This is a genomic window from Rummeliibacillus sp. POC4 (assembly GCF_003576525.1).
Classification (GTDB): domain Bacteria; phylum Bacillota; class Bacilli; order Bacillales_A; family Planococcaceae; genus Rummeliibacillus.
On sequence record NZ_QWUA01000020.1, the window covers coordinates 38,911 to 63,324 of the forward strand.

Annotated in this window: 41 protein-coding genes; all 41 read left to right on the forward strand. The window is 34.6% G+C overall.

What is annotated here, in order from left to right:
• The first annotated feature begins 223 nt into the window (after positions 1-223).
• A complete protein-coding gene (locus D1606_RS08035; protein ID WP_119415489.1) occupies positions 224-682 on the forward strand; it encodes a class I SAM-dependent methyltransferase in 459 nt (152 codons plus the stop codon).
• A 41-nt stretch (positions 683-723) separates the two neighbouring features.
• On the forward strand, positions 724-873 hold the full coding sequence (locus tag D1606_RS18730) for a hypothetical protein (protein ID WP_158582341.1): 150 nt from the start codon (positions 724-726) through the stop codon (positions 871-873).
• Between the two features lie 13 nt (positions 874-886).
• Positions 887-1,078, forward strand: coding sequence for a hypothetical protein (locus tag D1606_RS08040; protein ID WP_119415490.1), 192 nt, complete (start codon positions 887-889; stop codon positions 1,076-1,078).
• Positions 1,068-1,334, forward strand: coding sequence for a hypothetical protein (locus tag D1606_RS08045; protein ID WP_119415491.1), 267 nt, complete (start codon positions 1,068-1,070; stop codon positions 1,332-1,334). The genes D1606_RS08040 and D1606_RS08045 overlap by 11 nt, the downstream gene beginning before the upstream one ends.
• A gap of 4 nt (positions 1,335-1,338) precedes the next feature.
• On the forward strand, positions 1,339-1,611 hold the full coding sequence (locus D1606_RS08050; RefSeq protein ID WP_119415492.1) for a hypothetical protein: 273 nt from the start codon (positions 1,339-1,341) through the stop codon (positions 1,609-1,611).
• A gap of 35 nt (positions 1,612-1,646) precedes the next feature.
• Positions 1,647-1,832 carry a DUF3954 domain-containing protein gene (locus tag D1606_RS08055; protein WP_233548051.1) on the forward strand — a complete coding sequence of 62 codons (186 nt, stop codon included), beginning with the start codon at positions 1,647-1,649 and terminating at the stop codon, positions 1,830-1,832.
• Positions 1,833-1,895: 63 nt separating this feature from the next.
• Positions 1,896-2,129, forward strand: coding sequence for a hypothetical protein (locus D1606_RS08060; protein WP_119415493.1), 234 nt, complete (start codon positions 1,896-1,898; stop codon positions 2,127-2,129).
• Between the two features lie 43 nt (positions 2,130-2,172).
• Entirely contained in the window at positions 2,173-2,412 is a 240-nt protein-coding gene (locus D1606_RS08065; protein ID WP_119415494.1) for a hypothetical protein, read from the forward strand.
• A 63-nt stretch (positions 2,413-2,475) separates the two neighbouring features.
• Positions 2,476-2,808: a hypothetical protein gene (locus D1606_RS08070; protein WP_119415495.1), complete on the forward strand. Its 333-nt coding sequence runs from the start codon at positions 2,476-2,478 to the stop codon at positions 2,806-2,808.
• 170 nt (positions 2,809-2,978) lie between these two features.
• Positions 2,979-3,494, forward strand: coding sequence for a sigma factor-like helix-turn-helix DNA-binding protein (locus tag D1606_RS08075; RefSeq protein ID WP_119415496.1), 516 nt, complete (start codon positions 2,979-2,981; stop codon positions 3,492-3,494).
• Entirely contained in the window at positions 3,491-4,048 is a 558-nt protein-coding gene (locus D1606_RS08080; RefSeq protein ID WP_119415497.1) for a tyrosine-type recombinase/integrase, read from the forward strand. The genes D1606_RS08075 and D1606_RS08080 overlap by 4 nt, the downstream gene beginning before the upstream one ends.
• A 386-nt stretch (positions 4,049-4,434) precedes the next feature.
• Positions 4,435-4,611: a transmembrane Fragile-X-F protein gene (locus tag D1606_RS08085; protein ID WP_119415498.1), complete on the forward strand. Its 177-nt coding sequence runs from the start codon at positions 4,435-4,437 to the stop codon at positions 4,609-4,611.
• A gap of 16 nt (positions 4,612-4,627) precedes the next feature.
• Positions 4,628-4,900 (forward strand): hypothetical protein, encoded by a 273-nt coding sequence (locus tag D1606_RS08090; RefSeq protein WP_119415499.1) that lies wholly within the window; start codon positions 4,628-4,630, stop codon positions 4,898-4,900.
• Between the two features lie 98 nt (positions 4,901-4,998).
• Positions 4,999-5,382 carry an HNH endonuclease gene (locus D1606_RS08095; RefSeq protein ID WP_119415500.1) on the forward strand — a complete coding sequence of 128 codons (384 nt, stop codon included), beginning with the start codon at positions 4,999-5,001 and terminating at the stop codon, positions 5,380-5,382.
• Between the two features lie 81 nt (positions 5,383-5,463).
• Positions 5,464-5,880, forward strand: a complete 417-nt coding sequence (locus D1606_RS08100; RefSeq protein ID WP_119415501.1) for a P27 family phage terminase small subunit — start codon at positions 5,464-5,466, stop codon at positions 5,878-5,880.
• A complete protein-coding gene (locus D1606_RS08105; RefSeq protein WP_369973775.1) occupies positions 5,880-7,604 on the forward strand; it encodes a terminase large subunit in 1,725 nt (574 codons plus the stop codon). The genes D1606_RS08100 and D1606_RS08105 overlap by 1 nt, the downstream gene beginning before the upstream one ends.
• A gap of 12 nt (positions 7,605-7,616) precedes the next feature.
• Positions 7,617-8,816 carry a phage portal protein gene (locus D1606_RS08110; RefSeq protein ID WP_119415502.1) on the forward strand — a complete coding sequence of 400 codons (1,200 nt, stop codon included), beginning with the start codon at positions 7,617-7,619 and terminating at the stop codon, positions 8,814-8,816.
• Complete coding sequence (locus D1606_RS08115) at positions 8,788-9,372, forward strand: HK97 family phage prohead protease (RefSeq protein ID WP_119415503.1); 585 nt, start codon at positions 8,788-8,790, stop codon at positions 9,370-9,372. The genes D1606_RS08110 and D1606_RS08115 overlap by 29 nt, the downstream gene beginning before the upstream one ends.
• Positions 9,365-10,753, forward strand: coding sequence for a phage major capsid protein (locus D1606_RS08120; RefSeq protein WP_119415504.1), 1,389 nt, complete (start codon positions 9,365-9,367; stop codon positions 10,751-10,753). The genes D1606_RS08115 and D1606_RS08120 overlap by 8 nt, the downstream gene beginning before the upstream one ends.
• Positions 10,753-11,037 carry a head-tail connector protein gene (locus tag D1606_RS08125; protein ID WP_369973774.1) on the forward strand — a complete coding sequence of 95 codons (285 nt, stop codon included), beginning with the start codon at positions 10,753-10,755 and terminating at the stop codon, positions 11,035-11,037. The genes D1606_RS08120 and D1606_RS08125 overlap by 1 nt, the downstream gene beginning before the upstream one ends.
• The gene (locus tag D1606_RS08130; RefSeq protein ID WP_119415505.1) at positions 11,003-11,341 is read left to right on the forward strand and encodes a phage head closure protein; all 339 of its coding nucleotides are present in this window, start codon (positions 11,003-11,005) and stop codon (positions 11,339-11,341) included. The genes D1606_RS08125 and D1606_RS08130 overlap by 35 nt, the downstream gene beginning before the upstream one ends.
• Complete coding sequence (locus D1606_RS08135; RefSeq protein WP_119415506.1) at positions 11,338-11,763, forward strand: HK97 gp10 family phage protein; 426 nt, start codon at positions 11,338-11,340, stop codon at positions 11,761-11,763. Before D1606_RS08130 ends, D1606_RS08135 begins: the two co-directional genes overlap by 4 nt.
• Before the next feature lie 8 nt (positions 11,764-11,771).
• A complete protein-coding gene (locus D1606_RS08140; protein WP_369973776.1) occupies positions 11,772-12,263 on the forward strand; it encodes a phage tail terminator family protein in 492 nt (163 codons plus the stop codon).
• The gene (locus D1606_RS08145) at positions 12,263-13,330 is read left to right on the forward strand and encodes a phage tail sheath C-terminal domain-containing protein (protein WP_199670694.1); all 1,068 of its coding nucleotides are present in this window, start codon (positions 12,263-12,265) and stop codon (positions 13,328-13,330) included. Before D1606_RS08140 ends, D1606_RS08145 begins: the two co-directional genes overlap by 1 nt.
• 24 nt (positions 13,331-13,354) lie before the next feature.
• Entirely contained in the window at positions 13,355-13,792 is a 438-nt protein-coding gene (locus D1606_RS08150) for a phage tail tube protein (RefSeq protein ID WP_119415509.1), read from the forward strand.
• A gap of 11 nt (positions 13,793-13,803) precedes the next feature.
• Positions 13,804-14,205, forward strand: coding sequence for a phage tail assembly chaperone (locus tag D1606_RS08155; protein ID WP_119415510.1), 402 nt, complete (start codon positions 13,804-13,806; stop codon positions 14,203-14,205).
• 193 nt (positions 14,206-14,398) lie between these two features.
• Positions 14,399-16,345 (forward strand): phage tail tape measure protein, encoded by a 1,947-nt coding sequence (locus D1606_RS08160; RefSeq protein ID WP_119415511.1) that lies wholly within the window; start codon positions 14,399-14,401, stop codon positions 16,343-16,345.
• A gap of 12 nt (positions 16,346-16,357) precedes the next feature.
• Positions 16,358-16,777: a phage portal protein gene (locus tag D1606_RS08165; protein ID WP_119415512.1), complete on the forward strand. Its 420-nt coding sequence runs from the start codon at positions 16,358-16,360 to the stop codon at positions 16,775-16,777.
• 2 nt (positions 16,778-16,779) lie between these two features.
• Positions 16,780-17,760 (forward strand): XkdQ/YqbQ family protein, encoded by a 981-nt coding sequence (locus D1606_RS08170; protein ID WP_119415513.1) that lies wholly within the window; start codon positions 16,780-16,782, stop codon positions 17,758-17,760.
• The gene (locus D1606_RS08175; RefSeq protein ID WP_119415514.1) at positions 17,753-18,154 is read left to right on the forward strand and encodes a DUF2577 family protein; all 402 of its coding nucleotides are present in this window, start codon (positions 17,753-17,755) and stop codon (positions 18,152-18,154) included. The genes D1606_RS08170 and D1606_RS08175 overlap by 8 nt, the downstream gene beginning before the upstream one ends.
• Positions 18,154-18,591, forward strand: coding sequence for a DUF2634 domain-containing protein (locus D1606_RS08180; protein WP_119415515.1), 438 nt, complete (start codon positions 18,154-18,156; stop codon positions 18,589-18,591). The genes D1606_RS08175 and D1606_RS08180 overlap by 1 nt, the downstream gene beginning before the upstream one ends.
• Positions 18,591-19,631 carry a baseplate J/gp47 family protein gene (locus D1606_RS08185; RefSeq protein ID WP_119415516.1) on the forward strand — a complete coding sequence of 347 codons (1,041 nt, stop codon included), beginning with the start codon at positions 18,591-18,593 and terminating at the stop codon, positions 19,629-19,631. The genes D1606_RS08180 and D1606_RS08185 overlap by 1 nt, the downstream gene beginning before the upstream one ends.
• On the forward strand, positions 19,628-19,969 hold the full coding sequence (locus D1606_RS08190) for a phage tail fiber protein (RefSeq protein WP_119415517.1): 342 nt from the start codon (positions 19,628-19,630) through the stop codon (positions 19,967-19,969). Before D1606_RS08185 ends, D1606_RS08190 begins: the two co-directional genes overlap by 4 nt.
• Positions 19,970-19,978: 9 nt before the next feature.
• A complete protein-coding gene (locus D1606_RS08195) occupies positions 19,979-20,794 on the forward strand; it encodes a putative phage tail protein (protein WP_119415518.1) in 816 nt (271 codons plus the stop codon).
• Complete coding sequence (locus tag D1606_RS08200) at positions 20,794-21,135, forward strand: hypothetical protein (RefSeq protein ID WP_119415519.1); 342 nt, start codon at positions 20,794-20,796, stop codon at positions 21,133-21,135. The genes D1606_RS08195 and D1606_RS08200 overlap by 1 nt, the downstream gene beginning before the upstream one ends.
• On the forward strand, positions 21,136-21,813 hold the full coding sequence (locus D1606_RS08205) for a glycine-rich domain-containing protein (RefSeq protein ID WP_119415520.1): 678 nt from the start codon (positions 21,136-21,138) through the stop codon (positions 21,811-21,813).
• A gap of 5 nt (positions 21,814-21,818) precedes the next feature.
• Positions 21,819-22,109, forward strand: coding sequence for a hypothetical protein (locus D1606_RS08210; RefSeq protein WP_119415521.1), 291 nt, complete (start codon positions 21,819-21,821; stop codon positions 22,107-22,109).
• A gap of 257 nt (positions 22,110-22,366) precedes the next feature.
• Positions 22,367-22,681, forward strand: coding sequence for a hypothetical protein (locus D1606_RS08215; protein ID WP_119415522.1), 315 nt, complete (start codon positions 22,367-22,369; stop codon positions 22,679-22,681).
• A gap of 85 nt (positions 22,682-22,766) precedes the next feature.
• Positions 22,767-23,012, forward strand: a complete 246-nt coding sequence (locus D1606_RS08220) for a BhlA/UviB family holin-like peptide (protein WP_119415523.1) — start codon at positions 22,767-22,769, stop codon at positions 23,010-23,012.
• 1 nt (position 23,013) lies between these two features.
• Complete coding sequence (locus D1606_RS08225) at positions 23,014-23,265, forward strand: phage holin (protein WP_119415524.1); 252 nt, start codon at positions 23,014-23,016, stop codon at positions 23,263-23,265.
• Position 23,266: 1 nt separating this feature from the next.
• Positions 23,267-24,043: an N-acetylmuramoyl-L-alanine amidase gene (locus tag D1606_RS08230; RefSeq protein WP_119415525.1), complete on the forward strand. Its 777-nt coding sequence runs from the start codon at positions 23,267-23,269 to the stop codon at positions 24,041-24,043.
• Positions 24,044-24,414 lie beyond the last annotated feature (371 nt).

A 24,414-nucleotide genomic window follows, 5' to 3' on the forward strand; every position in this document is an offset into this window, starting at 1 on the left:
GAAGGTGATTTTAAAAATCACGCGAAAAGAAATTTTTCTTCTCCATTTCATTTTATCCACCTCCGTATTAAGTTATAAAGTACATTTTAGAGCATTTAAATGCCGATTTCAAGCGTTTTTTAGCCGTGCTTAGATGCCTGAATTTCGTTTAATTTAGCTTTTTTATTATTAATTTGTCTATTTGAATTGGATAAATCAAAAAAATTTAGCGAAGCAAGGAGGAATGAATTTGGTTAGGGTCTTAGATGCGTGTTGCGGCAGTCGAATGTTTTGGTTTGATAAGGAAAATGAAGATGTAATATTCATGGATAAACGAGAATTAAAAACCGAGTTATGCGATGGTAGAAAGCTAATTGTTGCACCAGATGTAGTGGCAGATTTTAGAGATATGCCATTTGAAAACAACTCGTTTTATTTAGTTGTATTTGATCCACCACATTTGCTTAAAGCTGGTGAAGAATCTTGGTTGGCCAAAAAGTATGGAAAACTCGATGAAAATTGGCGCGAAGATTTGTCCAAAGGATTTGAGGAGTGCATGAGAGTGTTAAAGCCAAATGGAACATTAATTTTTAAGTGGAATGAAGATCAAATTAAACTATCAGAAGTTTTAAAGTGTTTTGGACAAAATCCGTTATTCGGAAACAAGCGCAGCAAAACACACTGGTTGGTCTTTATGAAGTAGTTCAAACACGTAAAAAATGTTCAAGTAATGGAGGTAAAACGTTGAATAACATTCAGATGCTTAGTAAAGAAGATCGTCTTGCAATGATAGATGCTTTAGCTATATTCGGAAAATATCCACGTGCTACTTACGAGAAATATTCGGATGAAAGATTAGCAGAAGAATATGATCGCATAGTAGGAAATACGTAGAAAGGTGCATTTCATGAACAATAAAAACAGAAAAATAGTTAAATGTAATACACTGTTCGCTATCAAAAAACGTATTGAACAAGAAGAACTGCGTGGTTGGAGACAAATCAGCGATATTAAATTCTTTCAATGCTTTGGTGGAGTTTATCAAGTATTAATGGAATTTGAAAATAATTGTACGAGGGGGAAGATGAATGCCATCTAGACAGCCTTATTACATTTTGTTTGATGATGAAAAATTAAACATTAATCTAGATTTTACACAACGCCAGGTACAAAATTTTGATCATATGTGGAAAGAGGGTTGTTCAATTTCAGAAATTGCTTTTAAACTACAACGAAAGAAAGTAGAAATTGAACTACTTGCAGAAGACAGATTTTTACGAAAAAAAATAAACGTTCGAAAGGGAGCGATGAAAGGTACAAAAGCCTGGGAAAAGAAAATAAAATTAGAGGTGTAGAGATATGCAGCAATTGGATATCTTTGATGTATTCAAAGAACAGGATGATTTAGAAATTGTGAGACAACAACTTGCAAGGTTGCAACCTGGTCAAAATATTACTACAAATTCATTTGAAGTTAGAATGTCAGATAGGTTTATCGAGGTGGAATGTACGGATCTATGTCATGAGCTATTTCATGAAAAAGAGGAAGTATTAAAATTTATTATTAATACTCTTGAAGAAGGAATAGAAGAAAATAAAAAAACATCAGAGTTTCCTCCAATGCTCAATTAATCTAGACAATTAATTATAGCATAGGGGGAAGCCTTTTGAATAAAACTTTAGAACGTAAAATGATAGCAGAAATTGATTTACATGAAAATGCAGTATACGTAGTTTCAGGTGGAAGGCTTATACCTATAGAAAATCCTCCACTTGGATATGGTAAGCAAGAAATATGTTGGCAAAACGGAAAACCTACTCATAGTGAGATTAAATATACTAAGAAGTTTTAAAGTAAGAAGTGAAAAATTACGTAATAGAATGATTTAGAGACATAAAGAAAGGAGAATCAATGCATGGAAAGCAAAGAAGTAGTTGAGATTATACAAGCAGGATTAGCATGGGCGAATTGGACAGAAAATCAAAGAGAAGCGTTCATCATTGCAGGAGAAGCTGTAAGAAAACAAATACCACAACGAGTTATAAAAATTGAAGGTATATCAAGTCAAGCTTGTCCTACATGTAAATCAAGTGTAAATGGTAAGTATTGCTCATTTTGTGGGCAAAAATTAAGATACCGTAGTACGTAGATGGTATGCAGTTGAAGAATTAAGCGACATAGGGAGGGATACTATGAAAATTCCTAAACACATTATCAATAAGTTAATAAAAATAGATAAAAACGCTCAAGAATCAAAGAATCTAGCCTATGAAATCGAACAGTGGTTAGAAGGCAAAGGGATTGATACAGAAAGGTTCAGACAGGAGCAATTAAGTGTATTGGAATTAGCGGAATATGGAGAATTATCGAGTAATGTACATGAAATTACAAGCATGTTTCTTGAAAATATCCATGAGATACAAGGAGATTAATTACACATAACGTAGATGGAGTGAAACAACAGGAGAAAATTGTGAAATAAGGGAGGTAATAATGTGCCTAAATTGGAGTTAAAGTCTATTAAAGATCGTGTATCTAAAGCGACACCAGGACCTTGGCATGAAATATTTGAAATCGGTTCAGTTATACTTTCTGACAATCCAAACTTGATAAGAGTAGTAGATGATGAGGGGATTTCAACATATGGTGATAGTGATTTCATTGCTCATTCACGTCAAGACGTAGATGATCTAATAAAAGAAATTGAACGGTTATACAATGGTATCAACTTCATTATGAATGAAACACGAGACGATGAGACATGTGATTATCTATATCATTTGTTAAAAGGTTCAGAAGAAACAGCACAAATTCATCGTTTTAAGTAACTGAACAATTCGTAGATTTAATTCATCATAAAACTATGTGGAATTAAACAAATATGATAAACTATTCATAATTTAATAAGCTTACTGGAACAACCAGGAGCGTTAGATAAACACAGGAGATACCTGCGTTTATTTAGCGCTCTTTTTATTTTGTCAAAGGAGGAAACAAAATGAAAGAGTTGATTGAAGAATATAAAGCTACACGAAAATATACAAGAAAAGTTTATAAAAATACACTGGAACGAATGAATACATGTGATGATGAATCATTGAAAGAAAAACTATTAGAAGATTTATCGACAATAAGACAAATGATCAGTAGTTTGAGTTACTCCATAGAAGTAATGCAATCAGGTAGATTTAAAGGTCGCTCCATTGATAGACGTGCAGCATATGAACGAGAAATACCAGTAAGTAACGAAGTGATTACAATGAACAGCGACAAAATGCAAAGACTACCTTTTGAATATACAGAGAATGAAGATGATGAAGAAGTAAAACGTCTATTAGCAAAAGAAATATCTAAAGTTCTTACGGCTAAAGAAAGAGAAATTTTTAATCTTGCTGCAAATAGTTTTAGTCATAGACAAATTGGTGAAATATTGCATATACCAAAATCAACTGTACAAAGTACTTTGGAAAGGTGCAAATCTAAAATCATAGCAGAAGGTTGGGTGATTGTATGAGATTTGTAGAGCCTATTCGAGACAAAGAACAACTTGAAGAACTAACAAATTATTTAAAAGAACATAATGAGCGAGACTATATCATGTGGATGATTGGCATTCATGTAGGTATCAGAATTTCAGATATTTTAAAACTGAAAGTGAAAGATGTTCGTAAACAAACACACTTAAAAATATTTGAACAAAAGACAAATAAATATAAACGAGTTATCATTCCACCAAAGCTACGAAAAGAGTTAGATCAGTTCATTAAAGGCAAAAAGGACAATGAATTTCTGATTGCTTCCAGAGAAAAAACAAAAACAGGAAAACAAAGGTCAATTACACGAAAAACAGCTTGGACTAATATTAATAAGGCAGCAAGAGCAATTGGATATCGTGAAAAGATTGGAACACATAGTATGAGAAAAACTTTTGGTTATCACTATTACAAGAAATATCATTCTGTAGGTGATTTAATGGTTCTATTCAATCATGCAGAAGAAGCAACAACTTTGCGCTACATAGGCATTGTACAAGACCAATTAGACAATAATATGGCGAATCTCTATTGAGGTTCGTTTTTTTATATGCCATGAAATAGCTTAACAGAGCATGTTCATGGCTATTTTTATGCATTTGAATAGGCATTCAAAAAAGTATTAGTTACATTCAAATATAAAAATATTTATAGTTATTGTTTTAATGCTATTCAAAGCCATTTTCTAAAAGTAACAGAATATTAGATATGTTACACTCACACGCCATATTCGTTCGGTTGCCCACTATAAGTGTAAGGGTAAAATCTTACACTCATGAAAACTCCTCCTTGAAATCGGGCTACAGGCATAGACACGGCAGTCTGTAGCTTTGGTTTCTAAATTTAGAGTGGAGTGGATTATTCAAGTTCATAAAAATGATTGTGGTTTTGAATAATCTTAATTTATGAGGAGGAAAAGTAATGGGAGTTACTGAGTTATTAACAATTATATTTGTCGTTTTGAAATTAACTGATACGGTCACATGGTCTTGGTGGATAGTGCTGTTGCCAGAGTTAATTGCAGTTGGTATTTACTTAATACTATTCATTGTTTGGTTAGTGCTTTTCATCATTGCGATAATAAAAGTGAGAGTGTAAATGGGAGGAAAATAAAATGCTAAAAGAATTTCGAAAGACTTCAAATGGTACTGAGTATTGGGATACTGAAGCCAAACGAATTGTAATTGTTGGTGAGGATTTTGCAGAAGGTGAAGATCAAACAGTAACAAAGAATATTAAATTAAATAAGTTTGAAGGTATTGATTTTGATTCAATGCAAGTAAAGGAACTAAAAGAATTTGCTGAGCAACATGGAATTGATATTCCTAAATCAATGACTAAGAAAGAATTAGTGATTGAACGAATCACAGGTGAATCGAATGATTAAGAAAACTGTTTATAAAGAACCTGGGAATACGGTAACGACCATTCGTTTATTTGGCATAACTATTTATACACTCACAGTAAACGATTGGAAGTATTAAAATGAAATACTGTGATTTCAATGGATGCAGAAACAAGATAGAGAGGGGTAAGTATTGCGAAGAGCACAAGCGAGATAAGCCAAAGAAACCTAGCAAGGTTGAATATGATTCGAGCAATAAACCTTTCTATAACTCTAGCATTTGGAAAGCCACAAGAAAAAAAGTATACGAGAGGGAACGTGGTTGTTGTCAGCGATGTGGACGCTTTGTCTTTGGTAAGCTGGCGCAGGTACATCATATCGTTAAGGTAAAGAACAACCCAACACTCAAGCTTGAAGAAAACAATTTAAGATTGCTTTGTCCTGAGTGCCATATGATTGAAGAACATGAAGAAGAAAATAAAAAAGTTTTTGCAAATTATTTTATGCCCCCCTCTCAAAAATGAATTTTTGGAAAATAGCTGAAGACCGGTTACAGGCGTTAAATAAATAGTTGTGCAGTCTAAAAAACAAAGGGGGGTGTGGAAATGGCTCGAATTTCCAAAAAGCGAAAGCTTGAAATGTTAGATGAGGCAAGGGTTGAAGAGGAAAATCGCATCGTCAATTTGCTTCAGGAGGAAGGGCTATATCAAAAATCGCTCACACCTTTGATTGAAAATTATTTAGATGCATTTATCATTTATAAAACCATGTTTGAAAAATGGAGAGATGCTGGATTTCCTCCAACAAAAGCGCATCAGAACAAGGCTGGCGCAATTAACGAAATGAAACATCCATTAGCACAACAAGTTGAAACTTGGAATGATAAGAAAAATAAATTGTTAGATTATCTTGGAATGACAAACAAAGGAAAAAGTGTACAAAAAACGACCAATAATCAATCAACTAAGGCTGAAGTTGATGAATTGGCAGCACATCGGAATAAATGGCGAAAAGTTAAATGATTCAGATTGAACCAGGAAAGAACTACGCTGATCTATATGCAAACCGAGTTATGCGAAACAAAAAGAAATATCCTACTTCTATTATCAAATCTATTGAAAGATATAGAAAATGGAAGAAGAGAAAAGACATATGGTTTGATGTAGATAAAGCAAATGAAATGTTAGATTTTGTACAATCCTTTGTACGTCATGTTAAAGGACCACTAGCAGGTGAATTGATTTCACTTGAAGAATGGGAAATGTTTATCTTTGCAAATATGTATGGTTGGTATCATGAAAATGAGAAAGGTAATATCGTTCGAGTTATTCGTGAAGCATACGTACAAGTTCCAAAGAAAAACGGTAAAACAATTATTGCTGCAGGTGCATTGCTATACGCAATGTATGGTGAAGGTGAAAGAGGTGCGGATTGTTATTGTGCAGCAACTGACTATGAACAAGCACAGAACGCAGCTGAACCCATTGCACAAGCAATTGAAAATTCGAAGCCTTTAAGTAAAAATACCCAAATTTACAAAGGCATTAATGGTACTGTTTCTGGTGCCATGTATCGTTATTCAATTGATGGAATCACCTATCAGAACAAGTTCAAAGTATTAACGAAGAACACCAAAGGTCTTGAAGGTAAGAACCCTTACTTTGTCCTTAATGATGAACTTCATGCTCAAGAGAATATGGACATGTATGACAACTTAAAGTCAGCGCAAGTTTCTCGTGAGCAACCAATGACGTTGAATATTTCTACTGCTGGTAAAGGTTCATCATCAGTAGGTATGCGTGTTTATAAATATGCGAAGAGTGTTCTTAAAGAAGATGAAGATGATTCTTTATTTGTTTATATAGCTGAACCAAATAGAGGATACGATTGGACAGATCGTAAAGTTTGGGAAATGGTCAATCCAAACATCGGTATTTCAGTAACGATGGAAACATTAGAAATCGAGTTCAAGAAAGCTCAACAGTCAGCGCATTCGAAAGCAGAGTTTTTATCAAAGCATTTAAATGTATTTGTTAATGGAGCCGAGAACTATTTCGAAAGAGAACAAATTGAACATGTATTGGTTGAGGACCTAGGAAACTTAGATGGCGAGATGTGCTATATTGGACTCGATTTATCGAAGGTAAATGACTTAACATGTGTCGATTTAAATTTTCCAACTTTTGATGATGAAGGTAAGGCATTACTTAAAGTTAAACAAATGTACTTTATACCGTCTGAGAATCTTGATTTTCGAGAGAAAGAGGATAATGTCCCATATTCAGATTTAGTTGAACGTGGTTTTGTTACACTGTGCGATGGTAAGATGATAGATCAAGACATGGTACTTGAATATATTACTGAATGTATGAATTTATATGATGTTCAGCAAATCAACTATGACCCTGCAATGTCACAGAAACTTATTGAGAAATGTGAAAATCTTGGTTTGGATTGCATTGTGGTTAACCAGTATCCAAATGTAATGAATGCAATGATTGATGATGCTGAATTACTTATTTATGAACATAAATTAATCACAGATAATCCATTATTTTTGTACTGTGCATTGAACATGGTAGTAATAACAAATATAAATGGAATGAAGGGGCCATCAAAACGTCAGTCTAAGAAAAAGATTGATGGATTTGTGGCTTTTTTAGTTGCTCATAAGGAAACAATGTTCCAGATGGAAGATATTAATGCAGATGAATTCGATGAATTACTAGATTCGATTTACCGATAGGGGGTGAATGGCTTGGGATTAAGAGATAAATTATCCAATTATCTTTATAAGCAAGTTGAAAAGCGTGGATGGTTTGAAGACGCTTTTTCAAATGTGATTAGATATAGTGGGCGCTTTGTTAATGGTGAAAATATTCTTGAATCATCTGATGTATACGAGTTATTACAAGACATAAGCAATCAGATCATGCTTGCAGAAGTAACTGTGGTAAACCGTGATGATGAAGAAATTGAATCTTCAGCTAAAAGCATACTGGCTCATCCAAATAATTATCTCACACGTTCAGAGTATTTAAAGTTGTTAACGAATACATATCTATTAAAGGGTGAAGTATTTCCAGTACTTGATGGTGATCAACTGCATATTGCTACAAATGTTTATACAGAACTAGATGATAGATTAGTAGAACACTTTAAAATTAATGGGACTGAGATACCTTCATCAATGATTAGACATATTAAAAACATGGGAATTAGTCATTTAAGAGGGCATGGATTACTTGAACTCGGTAAAAACACACTAGAAGGTGTTATGAGTGCTGAAAAGGTTTTGACAGATAAATATAAGAAAGGTGGATTATTAGCCTTCCTATTAAAGCTAGATGCTAATATTAATCCGCAAAACGCAGCGCAATCTAAATTGATAAATGCAATCTTAAACCAACTAGAAGATATTGATGAAAGTAGAACTGTAAAAATGATTCCACTCGGAAAAGGGTATGAGATTGATACGATGGAATCGACAATTGATGATGAAAAAATATTATCTTTCTTAAACGTTTATAAAAAGGATTTAGGAAAATATTTGAATATCAATGTAGATACATATCAAGCGCTCATTAAGAGTGATTTAGAAAAGGCTATGATGTATCTACATAACAAAGCAGTAAAACCAATTATGAGAAATTTAGAGGACCATTTGAGTCTTCTTTTTTTCGGGAAAAATTCGGATAAACGTATTAAATTCAAGATTAATATTCTTGACTTTGTAACTTATAGTACAAAAACAAATATCGGTTACAACATAGTTCGTACTGGTATCACTTCACCAGATAATATTGCTGAAATGCTCGGTTTCCAAAAACAAAATACGCCGGAAACACAAGCCATTTATATTTCTAATGATTTATCAAAAATTGGAGAGAAAAAGGCAACAGACAATAGCTTGAAGGGTGGTGATGACAATGGCAAAAAGAGTGACACGGACATTTGACATCACCAATTTAGATACACGGGATGCAATAGATAGTGAATCAAATGTAATTAGTGGCTATGCAGCTGTTTTTAATTCGAAAACAAGTATTTGTGATTTTTTCGATGAAGTAATTGCACCAGGAGCATTTGCACGTGCTATTTCAGAGAATAACGATATTCGAGCACTATTCAATCATAATTGGGACAATGTGCTAGGCCGTACCAAAAATGGCACTTTGCATTTAGAAGAAGATGATCGTGGGTTGAAATTCGAAGTTGAGTTACCAAATACAACAATTGCAAGAGATTTAGTTGAATCGATGAAACGTGGTGATATTAATCAGTGCTCATTCGGTTTTATTCCTACAATAGAAGAATGGGATTACAACGTTGAACCTGCATTACGAACGATACAAGAAGTAGAATTATTCGAAATCTCCGTAGTTTCTATACCAGCTTATGATGACACAGAAGCATCTTTAGTTCGTAGTAAAGAAATTGATGAAGAAACAGAGCAACGTATCAAAATGATTAAGCAAATAAATCAATTATTGGAGGCAAACAAACATGAATAGACAATTACTATTAGCTTTACAAAAACGTAATAACGAGCGTTTAGTTACTTTACGCTCAAAAATAGAAGATCCTGAACTTCGTGCAGCTGATTTACCAGCTATTCAAACTGAAATAGAAGACATCACGAAACAACTACAGGATATTGCAGATGAATTAGCCAAAGATGATAACAATGATGGTACTGACAATAATACTGACAATGGAGATAATAGTAATAGCGATGGTGGAACTAATGGTGATGGTTCAAATAGCGAAGGTCGAGATGGAGAACCAGGTAGAGAGAATGGAGAAGGTGATGAAGGTGGTCAACGCGATGCTGGGATTTCTGTGCAACAACGTTCATCGGCAATGAATGCAATTTCTACAGCACTTTCTACTCGAGCAAATCAACAACAAAAACAAAAACGAAATGATGCAGAAGTCCGAAGTGCATTTGCTAATTTTGTAGTAGGGAAAATTTCAGAAGCTGAAGCACGTTCTCTAGGTGTAGAAACTGGTAACGGGTCTGTAACAATTCCAGAAGTTATTGCTTCTGAAATTATTACTTACGCACAAGAAGAAAACTTACTTCGTAAATATGGTTCTGTGCATCGAGAGAAAGGAAATGTAAAGTATCCTGTATTAGTTAAAAAAGCTGATGCCAATGTACGTAAGAAAGAACGTGGCAGTGGTGATGAAATCAAAGAAACAGAAATTGAATTCGATGAAATTCTTTTAGATCCAGCAGAATTTGATGCCTTAGCCACTGTTACTAAAAAATTATTGAAAATGACAGGTGCACCAATTGAAACAATTGTTATTGATGAATTGAAGAAGGCTTATGTACGCAAAGAAACAAATTACATGTTCAAAGGTAATGATGTTGGTAATGAAAATCCTGGAGCATTAGAGAAAAAAGCAGTTGCTTATTATGAAACAGAAGGTATTGATATTAATGCAGTGGGTTATTCACAAAAGTTATATCAACAACTTGTAAAGCTAAAAGGTCAGCCAGTAACAGAAGTACTTAAAAAATCAATGTGGATTATCAATCGTTCTGCATTAACAATACTTGAGGGAATGACAGATACAACAGGACGACCATTACTACATGAAGCGAAAGATGGTGTAGGTTACACGTTACTTGGCCATCAAGTAGATTTCACAGATTCTGCTGATGGTGCTGATCCAACGAAACCTGTATTCTATTTTGGTGATTTTAAAGCATTTCATATTCAAGATGTTATCGGAGCAATGGAGTTACAAAAACTTGTTGAAAAATATGCAGGCACAAATAAAGTAGGCTTCCAAATTTATAACTTACTAGATGGACAACTTATTTACTCTCCATATGAGCCTGCCGTTTATCGCTATGAAGTTGGAGCTACTAAAGGAGCGTAATGCTTATGGATGAACAGTTGTTAGAAAAACTGCGTAATCATCTACACATTGAGGACGATATGGATTCATCTATGTTGTCCTTATACCTACAACAAGCTCAATATTATGTACAAAATGCGACTGGTAAGCAAACTGAGTGGCTCGTCATTATGACTGCAGGTATCTTTTACGAATACAGAGTTGCTGAAAAAGAATTAGGCGAAGCGTTAGATGCTTTAACCCCATTCTTTGTGCAGGAGGTGTATGCAGATGCCGAAACGCCAGACGAACAGACTTCGACATAAAATTGAAGTTCATGGCAACAAAAAAGTAACAAATGAGCTAAACGAAACAACATATAAATTTAGTCTGATCAAAACTCTGTTTGCAGAAGTTATTCCACAAACAGGCTCACTTATGAAGCAACAGGCAGATACAATTTTAACAAATGTCACTCATAAGATTGTTGTTCGCTACGATTCTGGCAAGGATATTACAAAGGATATGCAAGTTCATTTTCGTGGCCATAAGTTCGAAATAAAATATATTTTGAATCCATACTTTTCAAATGAGACTCTTGAAATATTTGTACAGGAGCTGATGAGATGAGTATGGAAATGGAAGGACTTACAGAGTTTCAAAATGATTTGCTTGAAGTTGCTCAAAAGAAACTACCTAAAGAATCATTGAAGATTATGCGTAAAGTTGGGAGCAAAGCGAGAACAAAAGTTGCTCGCAAAGCAAGATCTATTGTCCACAAACAAACTGGTAATTATCAAAAGGGTTTTAAACGTGGTAAAGCGTTTAAAGATTCAGAAGGTAAGTATGTTGTTCGCATTATAAACTCGCAACCTCATGCACACTTAATTGAGTACGGACATAAACAAGTTACAAAAGATGGACGTAATATTGGATTCGTCCCCGGTAAAAATATATTAGCAAATGGTATGGCTGAATTTGATAGTTCGGGAGTTTATGAAAAAGAACTACTGAATTGGCTTGATGATCTTCTAGAAAGTGGTGATTTATAGTGATTGCCATGAAAGATATTAAAAAAGGAATAAATGAGAGGATAAATAACAAGTTTCCTGATATCGAAATCAATAGCAATGATGTAAGTGAAGGGTTCAATAGACCTTCTTTTTTTGTACAGTTAAACGGTAAAAAAAGTGGCACAATGGAGCATGTTGACAAAGATATTGATGTTCAAATTTATTATTTTCCAACAGATGAATATGATCATGCTATTGAGTTATTAGATACACAAGAGAGTTTAGAATCAGCATTTGACTTGAAATTAAGAGTAGTGAATAGATGGCTTAACATCACTGAAACAAACACCGTTACTACAGATGGTGTTTTAAATATGTCTTTTTCTCTTGAATTTAACGATGTAAGGGATATCGATGAAGATAGTAATTGGATTGATAAAGAGTTTCCAGATCCAGATGGTAAAGGACCAAATAAAGACCATTTTGATAAATATCCAGTTGAACTAATGAAAGAATTAGAAATGATTTTGAAGGAGTGATGGTTTTGGGATTACCACAGATTAATATAGAGTTTTACGGAAAGGCAGTGTCCGCAGTTGCTCGTAGTGCGCGAGGTATTGTCGCTCTTATTTTAAAAGATGATAAACCTACTGTGAAATCACAAGTGATCACAAGCATTGATGAACTTGTTGCGACTGATTGGACAGAAGATAATTTGAAATACATTAAACAGACATTAAAAGGGGTACCATCCAAAATAATTGTTGAAGTTATTGCTACCGATTCAACAGATTTTACAGAAGGTCTGAAACGATTGGCTAACAAGCGATTTAACTATTTAGCAATTCCGAGTATCACAACAGCGCAAACAGAAGAAGTAGCGACATGGATAAAAGAAAATCGAAAAAACAAAAAAACGTTTAAAAGTGTGCTACCAAACACTAAAGTAGATTGTGAAGGAGTTATCAACTTTACTGCTAATGGTATTAAAGTTGGTGAAGATATTTATACGACAGCTGAATATACAGCACGCATTGCCGGAATCCTAGCAGGTTTACCATTTACACGTTCATCAACGTATTATGTGCTTGATGAAATAGACGAAATTATCGAACAGGTAGACCCAGATGCAGCCATTGATAATGGTGAACTCATTTTAATTAATGATGGTGAAAACATTAAGATTGGTCGAGGGGTAAATAGTTTAGTAACAACAACTATTACGAAAACAGAAGATTTCAAATCAATTCGCGTTATGGAAGTGATGGATATGATCCAAGACGACATTCGCATCACATTTAACGATCACTATACAGGTAAAGTAAATAATATCTATGATAATCAAGTTTTGTTTATTACATCCATTAACTCGTATTTCAAAGGTTTGGCAACATTCCCAAATGAAATTTTAGATCCCAACTATACAAATAAAGCAGATATCAATGTTACAGCACAGCGGTTGGCTTGGGAGGCTATTGGTACTGATACAAGTACATGGGATGACCAAGTTGTTAAAAAGACATCATTCAAGAAAAATGTCTTTCTTGCTGCAAATATTAAAATTGTTGATACAATGGAAGATTTAGATTTCAACATCTTTATCTAATTTATCTAATAGGAAGGTGAGAAGATGGATAAAAAATTAAAACCAAATCGCCAAATTAACGGAACATTCGGAGCCGTTTGGGTAAATAACGAGAAATGGCTTGATATTGAAAGTTTCGAAGCAAAAGTTGCATTGAATTTTGAAGATGTAAACATGGCTGAAGATTTGGCTACACATAAAAAGTACACAGGGTGGTCGGGAGAAGGCACTATTACTGTGAAAAAGGTTTATTCTCGTGGAGCTAAACTATTGGGTGAAGCGACCAAAACAGGGGAAATGCCTGATGTGAAATTGGTTGGCAAGTTGGCAGATCCCGATGCATTTGGCGCTGAGCGAGTATCGATTGAGGAAATCACATTCAACGAATATACATTGCTAGCATTTGAACAAAAAACATTGGCTACTGAAGAATTACCATTTAACTTTGCAGATTATGATTTATTAGATTTAATTTCAGCTTAGGAGGCTAACTAATGGATAAACAAGTGAAAAACAAATTGACTTTACTGCAATTAATTAAAGAAAAAGATAAGTATGAAGTTAAAAAAGGAATAAAAGAAGAATTGTATATAGAGCGGTTAGATGCAACAATCGTGTTTGAAAAGCCAGATCGTACGCTAGCACTTGAATCGATTGAAATGACTCGTGATAAAGATGTCGAAGCAGGGGAAGCTGACCTGCATCTTATTTACAATTCCGTTGTGGAGCCAAACTTAAAAGATCCAGAACTACAACAGGCATTTAATTGTGTAGATCCTACTGATATTATAAGTAAAATATTTGAAGTTGGAGAAATACCGAAAATTGCAGAAGAAATTTTGAAATCAGCTGGATACGGATCACATATTGAAAAAGTGAAACAAGTAAAAAACTAATAAATAGTGATGGAGATTATTACATGCTTCATCACTATTTGCAACGTGGGCATAGCATAAGATCGATAATAAACGCTAGTCCAGTGGAACGATTATTCCTTTTTGCGTCAATGGAGAAGAGTTTCGAAGAAGAAAAAGCTAAGTACGAGGCCATGTTTGGTCAGTCTTAGCTTTTTTGATTGGAGGTATATAAATGGGCAATAAGCGTGTCATATCTGCAGTCTTAACTCTTAAAGATAAAGACTTTTCAAGTGGCGTAAAAAGGGCAGCAAGTGGCACAACAGATTTTGAGAGAAAGATTAAAAAATCTTCTAATACAGTCAGAAATTTTGGCTCATCAGCTATGAGTGCATTCAAAAATGTTGCGGTAAGTGCGGCGGCTCTTACTGGTGCATTTGCAGGAATTGCAGGTATTAGTGACATAGCTTCATCTGTTATCGAAACAGAATCAGCATTTAACAGACTGAGTGCTAAGACTGGGGCAACAGGCAAAGAATTAGAAGGTTTAAAAGGGACTGCAAAAGATGTTTTTAATGCTGGGTTTGGGGATTCAGTCGGGGAAGTAGCAAATGATATAGGAAAGTTAAAAGGAATGTTTAATGATCTTGGGAAGAAGGACTTTAAAAACCTAGCTATGGGTGCTAATACCATTGCTGATCTCTATGATGTAGGTACTGAAGAAGTAGGTAAATCCGTAAAAACAATGACTGCCAACTTCAAAGGACTTTCTCAAACAGATGCACTCGACTTAATGACGACAGCATTTCAAAAGACAGGTGATTATTCAGGTGATTTACTCGATACATTCAATGAGTATTCACCTTATTTTAGTGCTATGGGTATGAGTGCGAAAGACTTCACAAATATTCTTGTTAAAGGCTCTGAAGCAGGTGCTTTTAATATGGATAAGGTAGGGGATGCTGTTAAAGAATTCAGCATTCGTTCTATCGATGGTTCAAAAGGTACTGCAGAAGGTTTTAAAGCAGTTGGTTTGAATGCAGATGACATGGCTCAAAAGATTGGAGCTGGTGGAGATTCTGCCAATACGGCATTTGCAGCAACTGTTGCTGGACTTGCTGCAATAAAAGATCCAGTAAAGCAAAATGCAGCAGGAGTTCAATTATTTGGTACGCAATGGGAAGATGTTCGCTCAAACGTAGTTCTTGCAATGACAGACGGAAAAGACGCAGTAGGTAATTTCAAAGGTGCTACAGAAGAAGCTGAAAAAACAATGCATAGTGGCTTTGGAGATAGAATGTTGAGTATGTGGCGAACCTTAAAAACAACTATTGCAGATTCATTTACTTCGAATGGTGGTAATGAATTATTAAGTTCATTAGCTAGTTCAGCAGAAAATTTAATACCTATATTTAGCAGTCTAGTATCTACTGCAGTTGGTGGTGTATCGACAATTGCAAGTAATTGGTCAAGTATATCAGGAATTATTTCTGCATTGTCTCCTATTCTTGCTGGTACTGCAGCTGGATTTGCTGCATTTAAAATTGGTATTTTAGCAGTAACTGCAGCGCAAAACGTTTGGAGAATCGCAACATCAGGTGTTCAAATTGCAACTGCATTATTAAATGGGACACTAGCTATTTCACCTTTAGGATGGGTAGCAATTGCTATTGGTGCTGTAATAGCAGTAGGTGTTTTACTTTGGAAGAACTGGGACACTGTTAGAGCGGCAGCATCAGCTCTTTGGTCAGGACTTAAAACAGCTTTTTCAGGAGTTATGTCAGCAGCACAATCATTTATATCGCCAGTAGTTGGATTCTTTCAAAGTTTGATAGATAAATGGAACTCCTTTAAAAGTGCAGTGGCCAACTTTAAAATGCCTAAAATTTCATTACCTTCTCTTGGAGGATTAAAAAAATATATTCCAGGCTTTGCTAGTGGTACAAATTCAGCGCCTGGTGGTATTGCTCAGGTTCATGAAAAAGGTGGCGAAATTATTGACTTGCCTCGTGGATCTCGTGTCTATCCTCATGATAAATCAGTTGCAATGGCTCGTGCTGAAGGTGCTCAGAGTGCAGGAGGTAATGTTATTAATATCAATATAAATGGTGTAGGTAAATCAACAAATGAGATAGTAAATGAATTAGTACCAGCATTAAAAATGAGATTGGCGAATATTTAGGAGGTTGATAGGATGGATATATTTTTCAGCATTAATAATCGAAAAACAGTTCTTCAACTTCCTATTGTTCCGGATGAATTTAAAATAAAAAGTCCATTCAACAATGAGACCTGGTCAACTATTAATCAAGGAGACATCTTATTAATTGGCCAAAGAGGACTTAAATCTATCTCATTTGAATCCTTCTTTCCTAAGAAAAAATACAAATTTGCAAGAACTAATAAATATAAGGGATGGGAGTATGCTGATCTATTAGAAACTTGGCGGGATAAAAGAATCCCCATTCGTCTTGTCATAACTAATACAAAGATTAACATGCTTGTATTAATCGACGACTTTGAATATGGTCCACAAGATGGTACGGGCGATGTCTACTATTCAATTTCTATGACTGAGTTCCCGGAAATCAAGTTAAAGACAAAGCAGGTGTAGATATGCATGAGTTATGGTTAGTAAAGAAATCAAAAATGATTAATATCTCACCTTTAGTTGGATCGATAAAAAGAAGGAGCAACAAAGATGAGTTAGGAGAGGAATTATCATTTGATATTGCTTTTAATGATGATAAGTATTTTCCTAAAAACCCATGTGACATTGGAGACATGGTGATATTAAAAAATAACAACAAAGAAATCACAAGGGCAATTATTGAGGATGAAGACCGAAAAGGCAGAGATCCCATTAGTTATACTGCTTTTGACTTTGCGTTTTATTTGAACAAATCAAATGCTATTTACCAATTCAACAAAATTCCAGCAGACCAGGCAATTAAAAAGATATTAAATGATTTCGGCATCCCTATCGGCAGTATTGCTTCCATGCCTACAAAAATTGATAAAATTTTTAATGATAAAAAAGTTAGCGACATCATCAAAGAAATTATTAAAATCACCAAGCGGAACACCGGCACAAAGTATCTAATGGAAATGCGTGATGGCAAGCTATTCATTGAAAAAAGAAATAATATGATTATCACAGGTGAGTTTCAGCTTTATAAAAACGGATCCAAACATGATGTAGTTTCCGCTATCTCAAATCCGAGCCGAAAAAGAAGTATTTCGGATATGATCAACTCAATCCAAGTTGTATCATCTAAAGATAAAGTGCTTTTGACTAAAGAGGATGAAGCAATGGTAAAAAAATACGGAAAACTACAAAAAGTCGTAAAGTTAGACGAAAAAGAAAAACTTACAGCCAAACAAATTGCTCAAAATGAGTTAGATGAATTGGCAACAGTTGTAGAAGAAACAAGTATTGAACTAATTGGAGATGATCGTGTACGTGCCGGAAGATTATTCAAAGTTGAAGAACCAATCACAGGAATCAGTGGTACTTATTTAATTAAAGATGTAAATCACACTATCTCAAAAGGCATACACACAATGACATTAGGACTGGAGGTAAGAAATGGCTAAAAGTGATGGTTTAACAGAATTAGCGATGTTGCTTAAAGAACGGGAAAATTATATTCCACAATCAATAACGACTGGCATTGTCATTACACCACCGCCAGAAGTTATGATACGGCTAAACGATGTTGTCATTTTAAACAAAGAAAATCTAATCTTCTCAGCGCATATGTTAGCAGGATATAAAAGAGATCTACTCCTAGTATTTAACGACGAAAATTGTGGACAAACAAATGTGGTTGACCTACATTCTCATGTTGTACAGACATTGAATGTGGATACAAGGGACACGCATATCACCACTTTAGACACCATTGTCAAAGATGATGAAGTGATATTAATGCCAACAACTGACGATCAATTGTATTTTGTGATAGACAAGGCGGTGAGGTTTGAATAATGTTGCCAGATATCGCAGAGTTAGAATTTAATACTGATACGACAGAACAATCAAAAGACTTACCGAAATTAGGCAAGTCTTTTTTGTATGATTTTGATAAAGGTGATTTTGTAATAAAAGACGGGAAAATGGTGGAAATTCACGGCGTTGAAGTATTGAAACAATGGATTTTAAAAGTATTAAAAACTGAACGATTTCGATTTAAAATCTATGAAAATATTGAATACGGTGTAACACTGGAAGATTTAATCGGTTCAGGCTTCCCGCGATCTTTCATTGAAGCAGAAATAAAAAGAGAAGTAACAGCATCTTTAATACTTCATAGCTATATTGAAAGCGTAGAAGATTGGACTTTTGAGCGTGATGGAAAATGGATGAAGGTATGGTTTACAGTTGTGACAATTGAGGGGGCGTTTGAGATGGAGGTGACATTTTAATGGAGAGCGCACAAGATATTCATAATCGAATGCTTACAAATATTGATGACGAATACGACAAAAGCAATGGTTCCTTTATCTTTGATGCAACTAAGCCTGGTGCAATTGAATTTTCTACAAAACAAAAAGAAATTACAGACATTCAAAATAAACTGGATATCGAAAATTTATCTGATGATGATCTTGAAAAATTTATATATCAAAGAACAGGGATTACCAGAAAAAAAGCAACAAAGGCAACAATACGGGTAATTGTTTCTGGTTCAATTGGTTCGCAAATCAGGGTTGGTGATTTAGTTGGCACTGATACTTTAAATTTTGTTTTTGTTGAAGAAAAGGTTATCGGTGAAAGCGGACAAGCGAATGTATTAGTTGAATGTGAGTTATTTGGAACGATTGGGAATGTACCAGCAAACGCGATTAATAAATTCCCGGTCACACTTAGTGGGTTAGTAAATGTCTACAATCCAGAGAAGGTTACAAATGGTTATGATGCTGAATCTGATTATGAACTTAAACAACGCTATTATGATAAGTTGCAACGCCCAGGTAAATCAGGGAATAAGTATCACTATCTAGAATGGGCAAAAGAAGTAACAGGAGTAGGTGATGCAAGAGTTGTCCCTAAATTTAATGGACCGTTGACAATGAAAGTTATTATTATCAATAGTAATAAACAGCCTGCCGATAGTGAATTGGTCAAAAAAGTTTATGATCATATTTCAGAAAAAATGCCATTTGGAGTAGAAGAATTGGTTGTTGTTTCTGCTATCGGTGTATCTATAAATATTACGGCTTCCCTTAGTTTAGCAGATGGTTATACAGAGCCAGTGGTCAAAGAAAATATAAAGGAAAATATGGTGGAGTATCTGAAGAGAATTGCCTTTAAAGAATCATATGTCAGCTATGCTAAAACAGGTAGCGAAGTTATTGACAGCGAAGGATTATTAGATTATCAGAATTTATTAGTAAATGGCAGTATTGCTAATATTCCAATAGGAGATGACGAAGTGGCTATTACGGGAGGTGTTAATGAATGAATCATATGAGCGTATTCTTGAAAAATAAAGTCTTAAAAGACAATTTAAAATCTGTTTATGTTGCTTTGTTTAACGAAGATAACGAAATTAATCAACCAAGTTACAAACGGCAACTAGTAGCATTTATCGAACCTGTTGATGGCCAAACATCGAACACTGCAGATGTACTGTTTCCGATAGCAGGAGAATCATGGGGAAGTATTACTCATATTGGTATTTTTGATAGTATGGATGCAGGTAATTTATTATTTAAGTCACCTGCAGAGTTTATCAAAACCATCGATATATCCAGTCAATATAAGATACCCAAAAATTACTTGATTGTTCGATTAAAGTAGGTGATTTGAATGCACGCTATACAAGAATCCGAGTGGGGAAAAGTAAATGTCTTTACATGGGATGATTTAACACCTCATCAATGGGAATGTTTTAGAGTGGCATTGATGGAAGTTGTCTCAGAAATGACAATAAGTCCTGTTTTGATAGAACAATCAGGTGCTTTAGATGAAGTAATGACAGAAATAAATGCAAAAGGTGTACGGGTTGATTATTCACCTGCAGTAATGCAAACTGTCGCAGAAATGATTGTAGATATTGTCGTATCCAAACGAGATTACAAAACAGATATGACGAAACATTTACCTTTATACGAACGCAAATCCATAATATCTAATGAAATACTACCATCATATGATAGGGAATTACGAAATTGTGAGCAATTATTAGACGTAGCAGAAAGAAATATATTCCTAGATACTGCTATCGAATCGTTATCAATATTTGAACGAGATCTAGGTATTCAAATTAATAAGTTATTAAGTTATGACCAACGCAGGGAACAAATTGCATCTCGAAACCGAGCAAGTTTTGATCAAACCACAGAAGCAACTATTAAGTCAGTTGCAGCTGCATATAGCAACGGTGATGTAGAAATTAATTCTACAAATATACCTGGTGTATACGAAATTAAATTTGTCGGCACGATAGGCATTCCAAATAACATGGCAGGTCTTCAAAGTGCATTAGAAATAATTATGCCCGCACACTTAGAGTGGAAATTCAGCTTTATCTATAACACATGGACAATCTGGAAAGACAAAACTTGGGGTGGTGTAAGGGATAAAAATTGGAATGATTTACGAGTATGGGATGAGGTGAGCTAATGAAGTACACAGAAAAACTAAAACTAAAGAAACCAGATTTAACGGATTATGTGAATATCAGTGATCTCAACGAAAACATGGATACGTTGGATGCTGCGGTAAATGAACTGCAAGATGGCAGTACATCAATTTCAGATTTAGAAACCACTGATAAAACATTAGCAGGTGCTATCAATGAAATCAAAAACGAAGTAAACAATACAAATAATGAAATAGTTAATCATCAAGCAAATCTCATGCCTCACCAATTTACAGATACTGATAATAAAATATACAGATATGGGTTTAAGACTAATTCTGCTAAGGATGGTCTTATTTTTGTTTATGAGGAGGTTTTATAGATGTCAGAGATTAATTTACCAACATCTGCGAAACAAGATGAAATTTTAAACGCAGTAAAAACAAGCGGGAAAGTGTTGAAAAGTAAAGTGTTTGATGTTCCTGGAACATATAGTTGGAAAGTGCCAATCGGTGTAGAAGAAGTGTATTTAACAGGTTGCGGCGGTGGTGGTAGTGGTGCACATGGACCTGATGGTTCAAGTGGTTATTACGGTGCTTGTGGTGGTGGTGCTCATTATGTAGAATATTATCCGGTTAAAGTGGATCCAGAACAAACAGTTTCAATTACAGTAGCAAATGGTGGTGCTCCAGTATCAAATGGCGGTACAAGTGGTGCAAATGGTCTTGCTGGTGGCATTACAACATTCGGGGGATATTTATCGTTATCAGGTGGAGGTGGAGGTAACTATAGTACGAGGAAAGGTGGCGTAGCTGGAGGACCTTCAGGAACAAATGGTAGTGACGGAATTCTTCACACTTCCGTTAATGGTATAGTTCCTGAATTGAGAGGGGGAAACTGTGGTACTTTTATTGGAGGAACGTTGGGTTCATATAATCATATTTATCCAGGTGGAGATGGCGCTACTGGTAGCGGAGGGGGAGGTGTTGGAATAAACTCAGAAGGGACGCCAAGTGGAAAAGGTGGAGATGGCTTTTTGATTATTAAATGGTGGGAGTGATATAAATGAAGTTTGCACAAATTTTATATAATAAAGCACATTGGATATTTGAAGCTGAAGAAAAACCAGCTTTTGCACCAAATATTATTTTAGTGGATATAACCGATAAACCAGATGTTCAAGAAGGATGGTATTATAACGGTGATACAGTGGAATTTACGAAACCAGTTTTGCCCAATCCAATTGAACCAACAAACCCAGCACCAACAATGGAAGAACTGCAGGCACAAACATTAGTTAACACAGAATATTTAATTGCCATGAACGAAATGGGCATACAAGGAGGAACATTATAATGAAGGTCTATGATTTATGTAAATTTTTAATTGATCGCCAACGTTATAGCTATGATAATATGTTGAAGAAGGTAAATGTTTTTTACGCAAATAATCAGTTGGTTGATAAAGAATACACAGAGTTACTTACAATAATGGATTCACAGAAAACGCAGTAGGTTGGATAGCGTTATTTTTATTGCTAAAAATGGTCGAAATTTATCAAAGGACAAGTCCCGTTCTTGTCGAAATATAAAGAATATAAGGAGGTGTATAAAGTGGAGTTAACAACAATAACTAAAGAATCTATAAATAGAGAAATTGATTTTTGTACAGATTTTATTGACACAAAAAAAGATGAATTATCAAAATTTGAAGAAAAGTTCAGAAGACTTACTGAAAGATTAAATGTACTGACGACAATTGAGGAAAAATTGCCAGAAGGATTATCTAAAAAACTCACACAACATAATATTACTGTTGTGGCAAATGAGCGCTTTGAACTGGCTCCTAAGCTATCAAATCTAAAGTCAAACATAGAAGGTTATTATACAATCATTGATAGTTTGGTTGATTTAAGATCAGAAATTTGAGGATATACAGCACATCCAATCGGGTGTGCTTTTTATATACAAAAATATAGGTCCTTTTACGGCTTATGAAAAGTAGGTGCAGCCAATGGATGTAAAAACAGCAAGTGAAATAGCAACAAGTCAAGCAGTATGGGCGATTTTATGTGTGTTATTAACAATTTACGTAATGCGACGATCAGAGCAACGTGAAAACAAATTAATGACTCATTTAGAACGTTCAAATGAATCTCAAGCGCAAACAGCAACTGCGTTAGAGGGTATAAATAGAAGTTTATCATCGTTAGAAAATCGTGTAGATCGCATCGAAAAATTCACAGAAAAGGACGATTAAAATGACAACAGAAAAATTAAAACAATATATTGGGTTATTCGGAGGATTGCTATCAGCAGTCCTTTTATTTTTGCAATCACTAGGTATTACTTTTACTTGGTTTACAGACAAAACAATTGATGCTTTTGTTAATGCTTTATTGGCAACAGTACCGTTTGTATTAGTAGTTTACGGTGTATGGAAGAACAGTTATATCGTAACGAAACAAGCACGTGGACAAGAAAAAGAGCTTCAAAAGAAAGGGTTGAAATAATATGACAAAACAATTCGTAATTTCAAGCGGTCATGGAGATAAAGTTAGTGGAGCAATAGGCGTTTTAAACGAGCACAATGAAGCTAAAAAGGTTGTTAATAGTGTTTATAATATTTTAACAAAAGAATATAACGGAAAAGGCTTTAAGTTCCATGATGCTACTTCTACAACACAAGATAAAAACTTAGCTACAATAGTGAAATATCACAATAGTAAAGAACGAGCACTAGATATTAGTGTTCATTTCAACAGCGCAAGCGCATCTGCAACAGGTACCGAATGCTTGTATTATGACAAAAAATCATTATCAGTTAAGATGTCAAAAGCTATGTCAGATGCTCTCGGAATTGTTGATCGTGGAGCAAAGGAACGTAAAGAGTTATATTTCCTTCGCAATACTTCAAAACCAGCAATACTCTTGGAGGTTTGCTTTGTATCAAGTAAAAAAGATGCAGCTGCATATCATGAAAATTTTGAAAAACTATGCCAGGCGATTGCGAAAGTAATTGCAGATCAATTGGATTATAAGAAAACGCAAGGAAAGTTTTATGATAAAAAATTTGACAGGTTAATCGCACTTACAGACATCGGCGTGTACAAAGATAAAAGCTTAAAACATGAGCATGTACGATATAAAAAAGGCAAGAAACTAGATATTATCGATATTACCTACGATAAAAATGGTACCCCACGCTTCATTGTATGCGGTGGATTCTGTTCGACAAATAGAGAATATGTCAAAGCATATACAGTAAATAAAAAATTGTCTTTTGATTGATAATAGCGAAAGCTATACAATTGAAAATAAGAAAGCAATCAACATTTTTTATAACCGCCATCCCTTATGTTGCATGGGTTCGCAAAATTACCGCCTGAAATAACTTGACTACCATTTTGACTACCACAACGTATAATTAGATACAATCTAATACAAACCAAAAAATAAAAAAGACATATTGTTAATCGTTTTTCTTATTTATATAAGAAGAAATCCAATGATATAACATAAACATAATGAACGGTAAAGAATCAGTTGGATTCTTAAAAATGGTTAAAGATTTACTTGAAAACCCAGAAGATTTATTGCTAGAAGCTTAATCTGACGGTATTTATAGAACCTATCGCTTACACTCAGACCACCCTTTAATG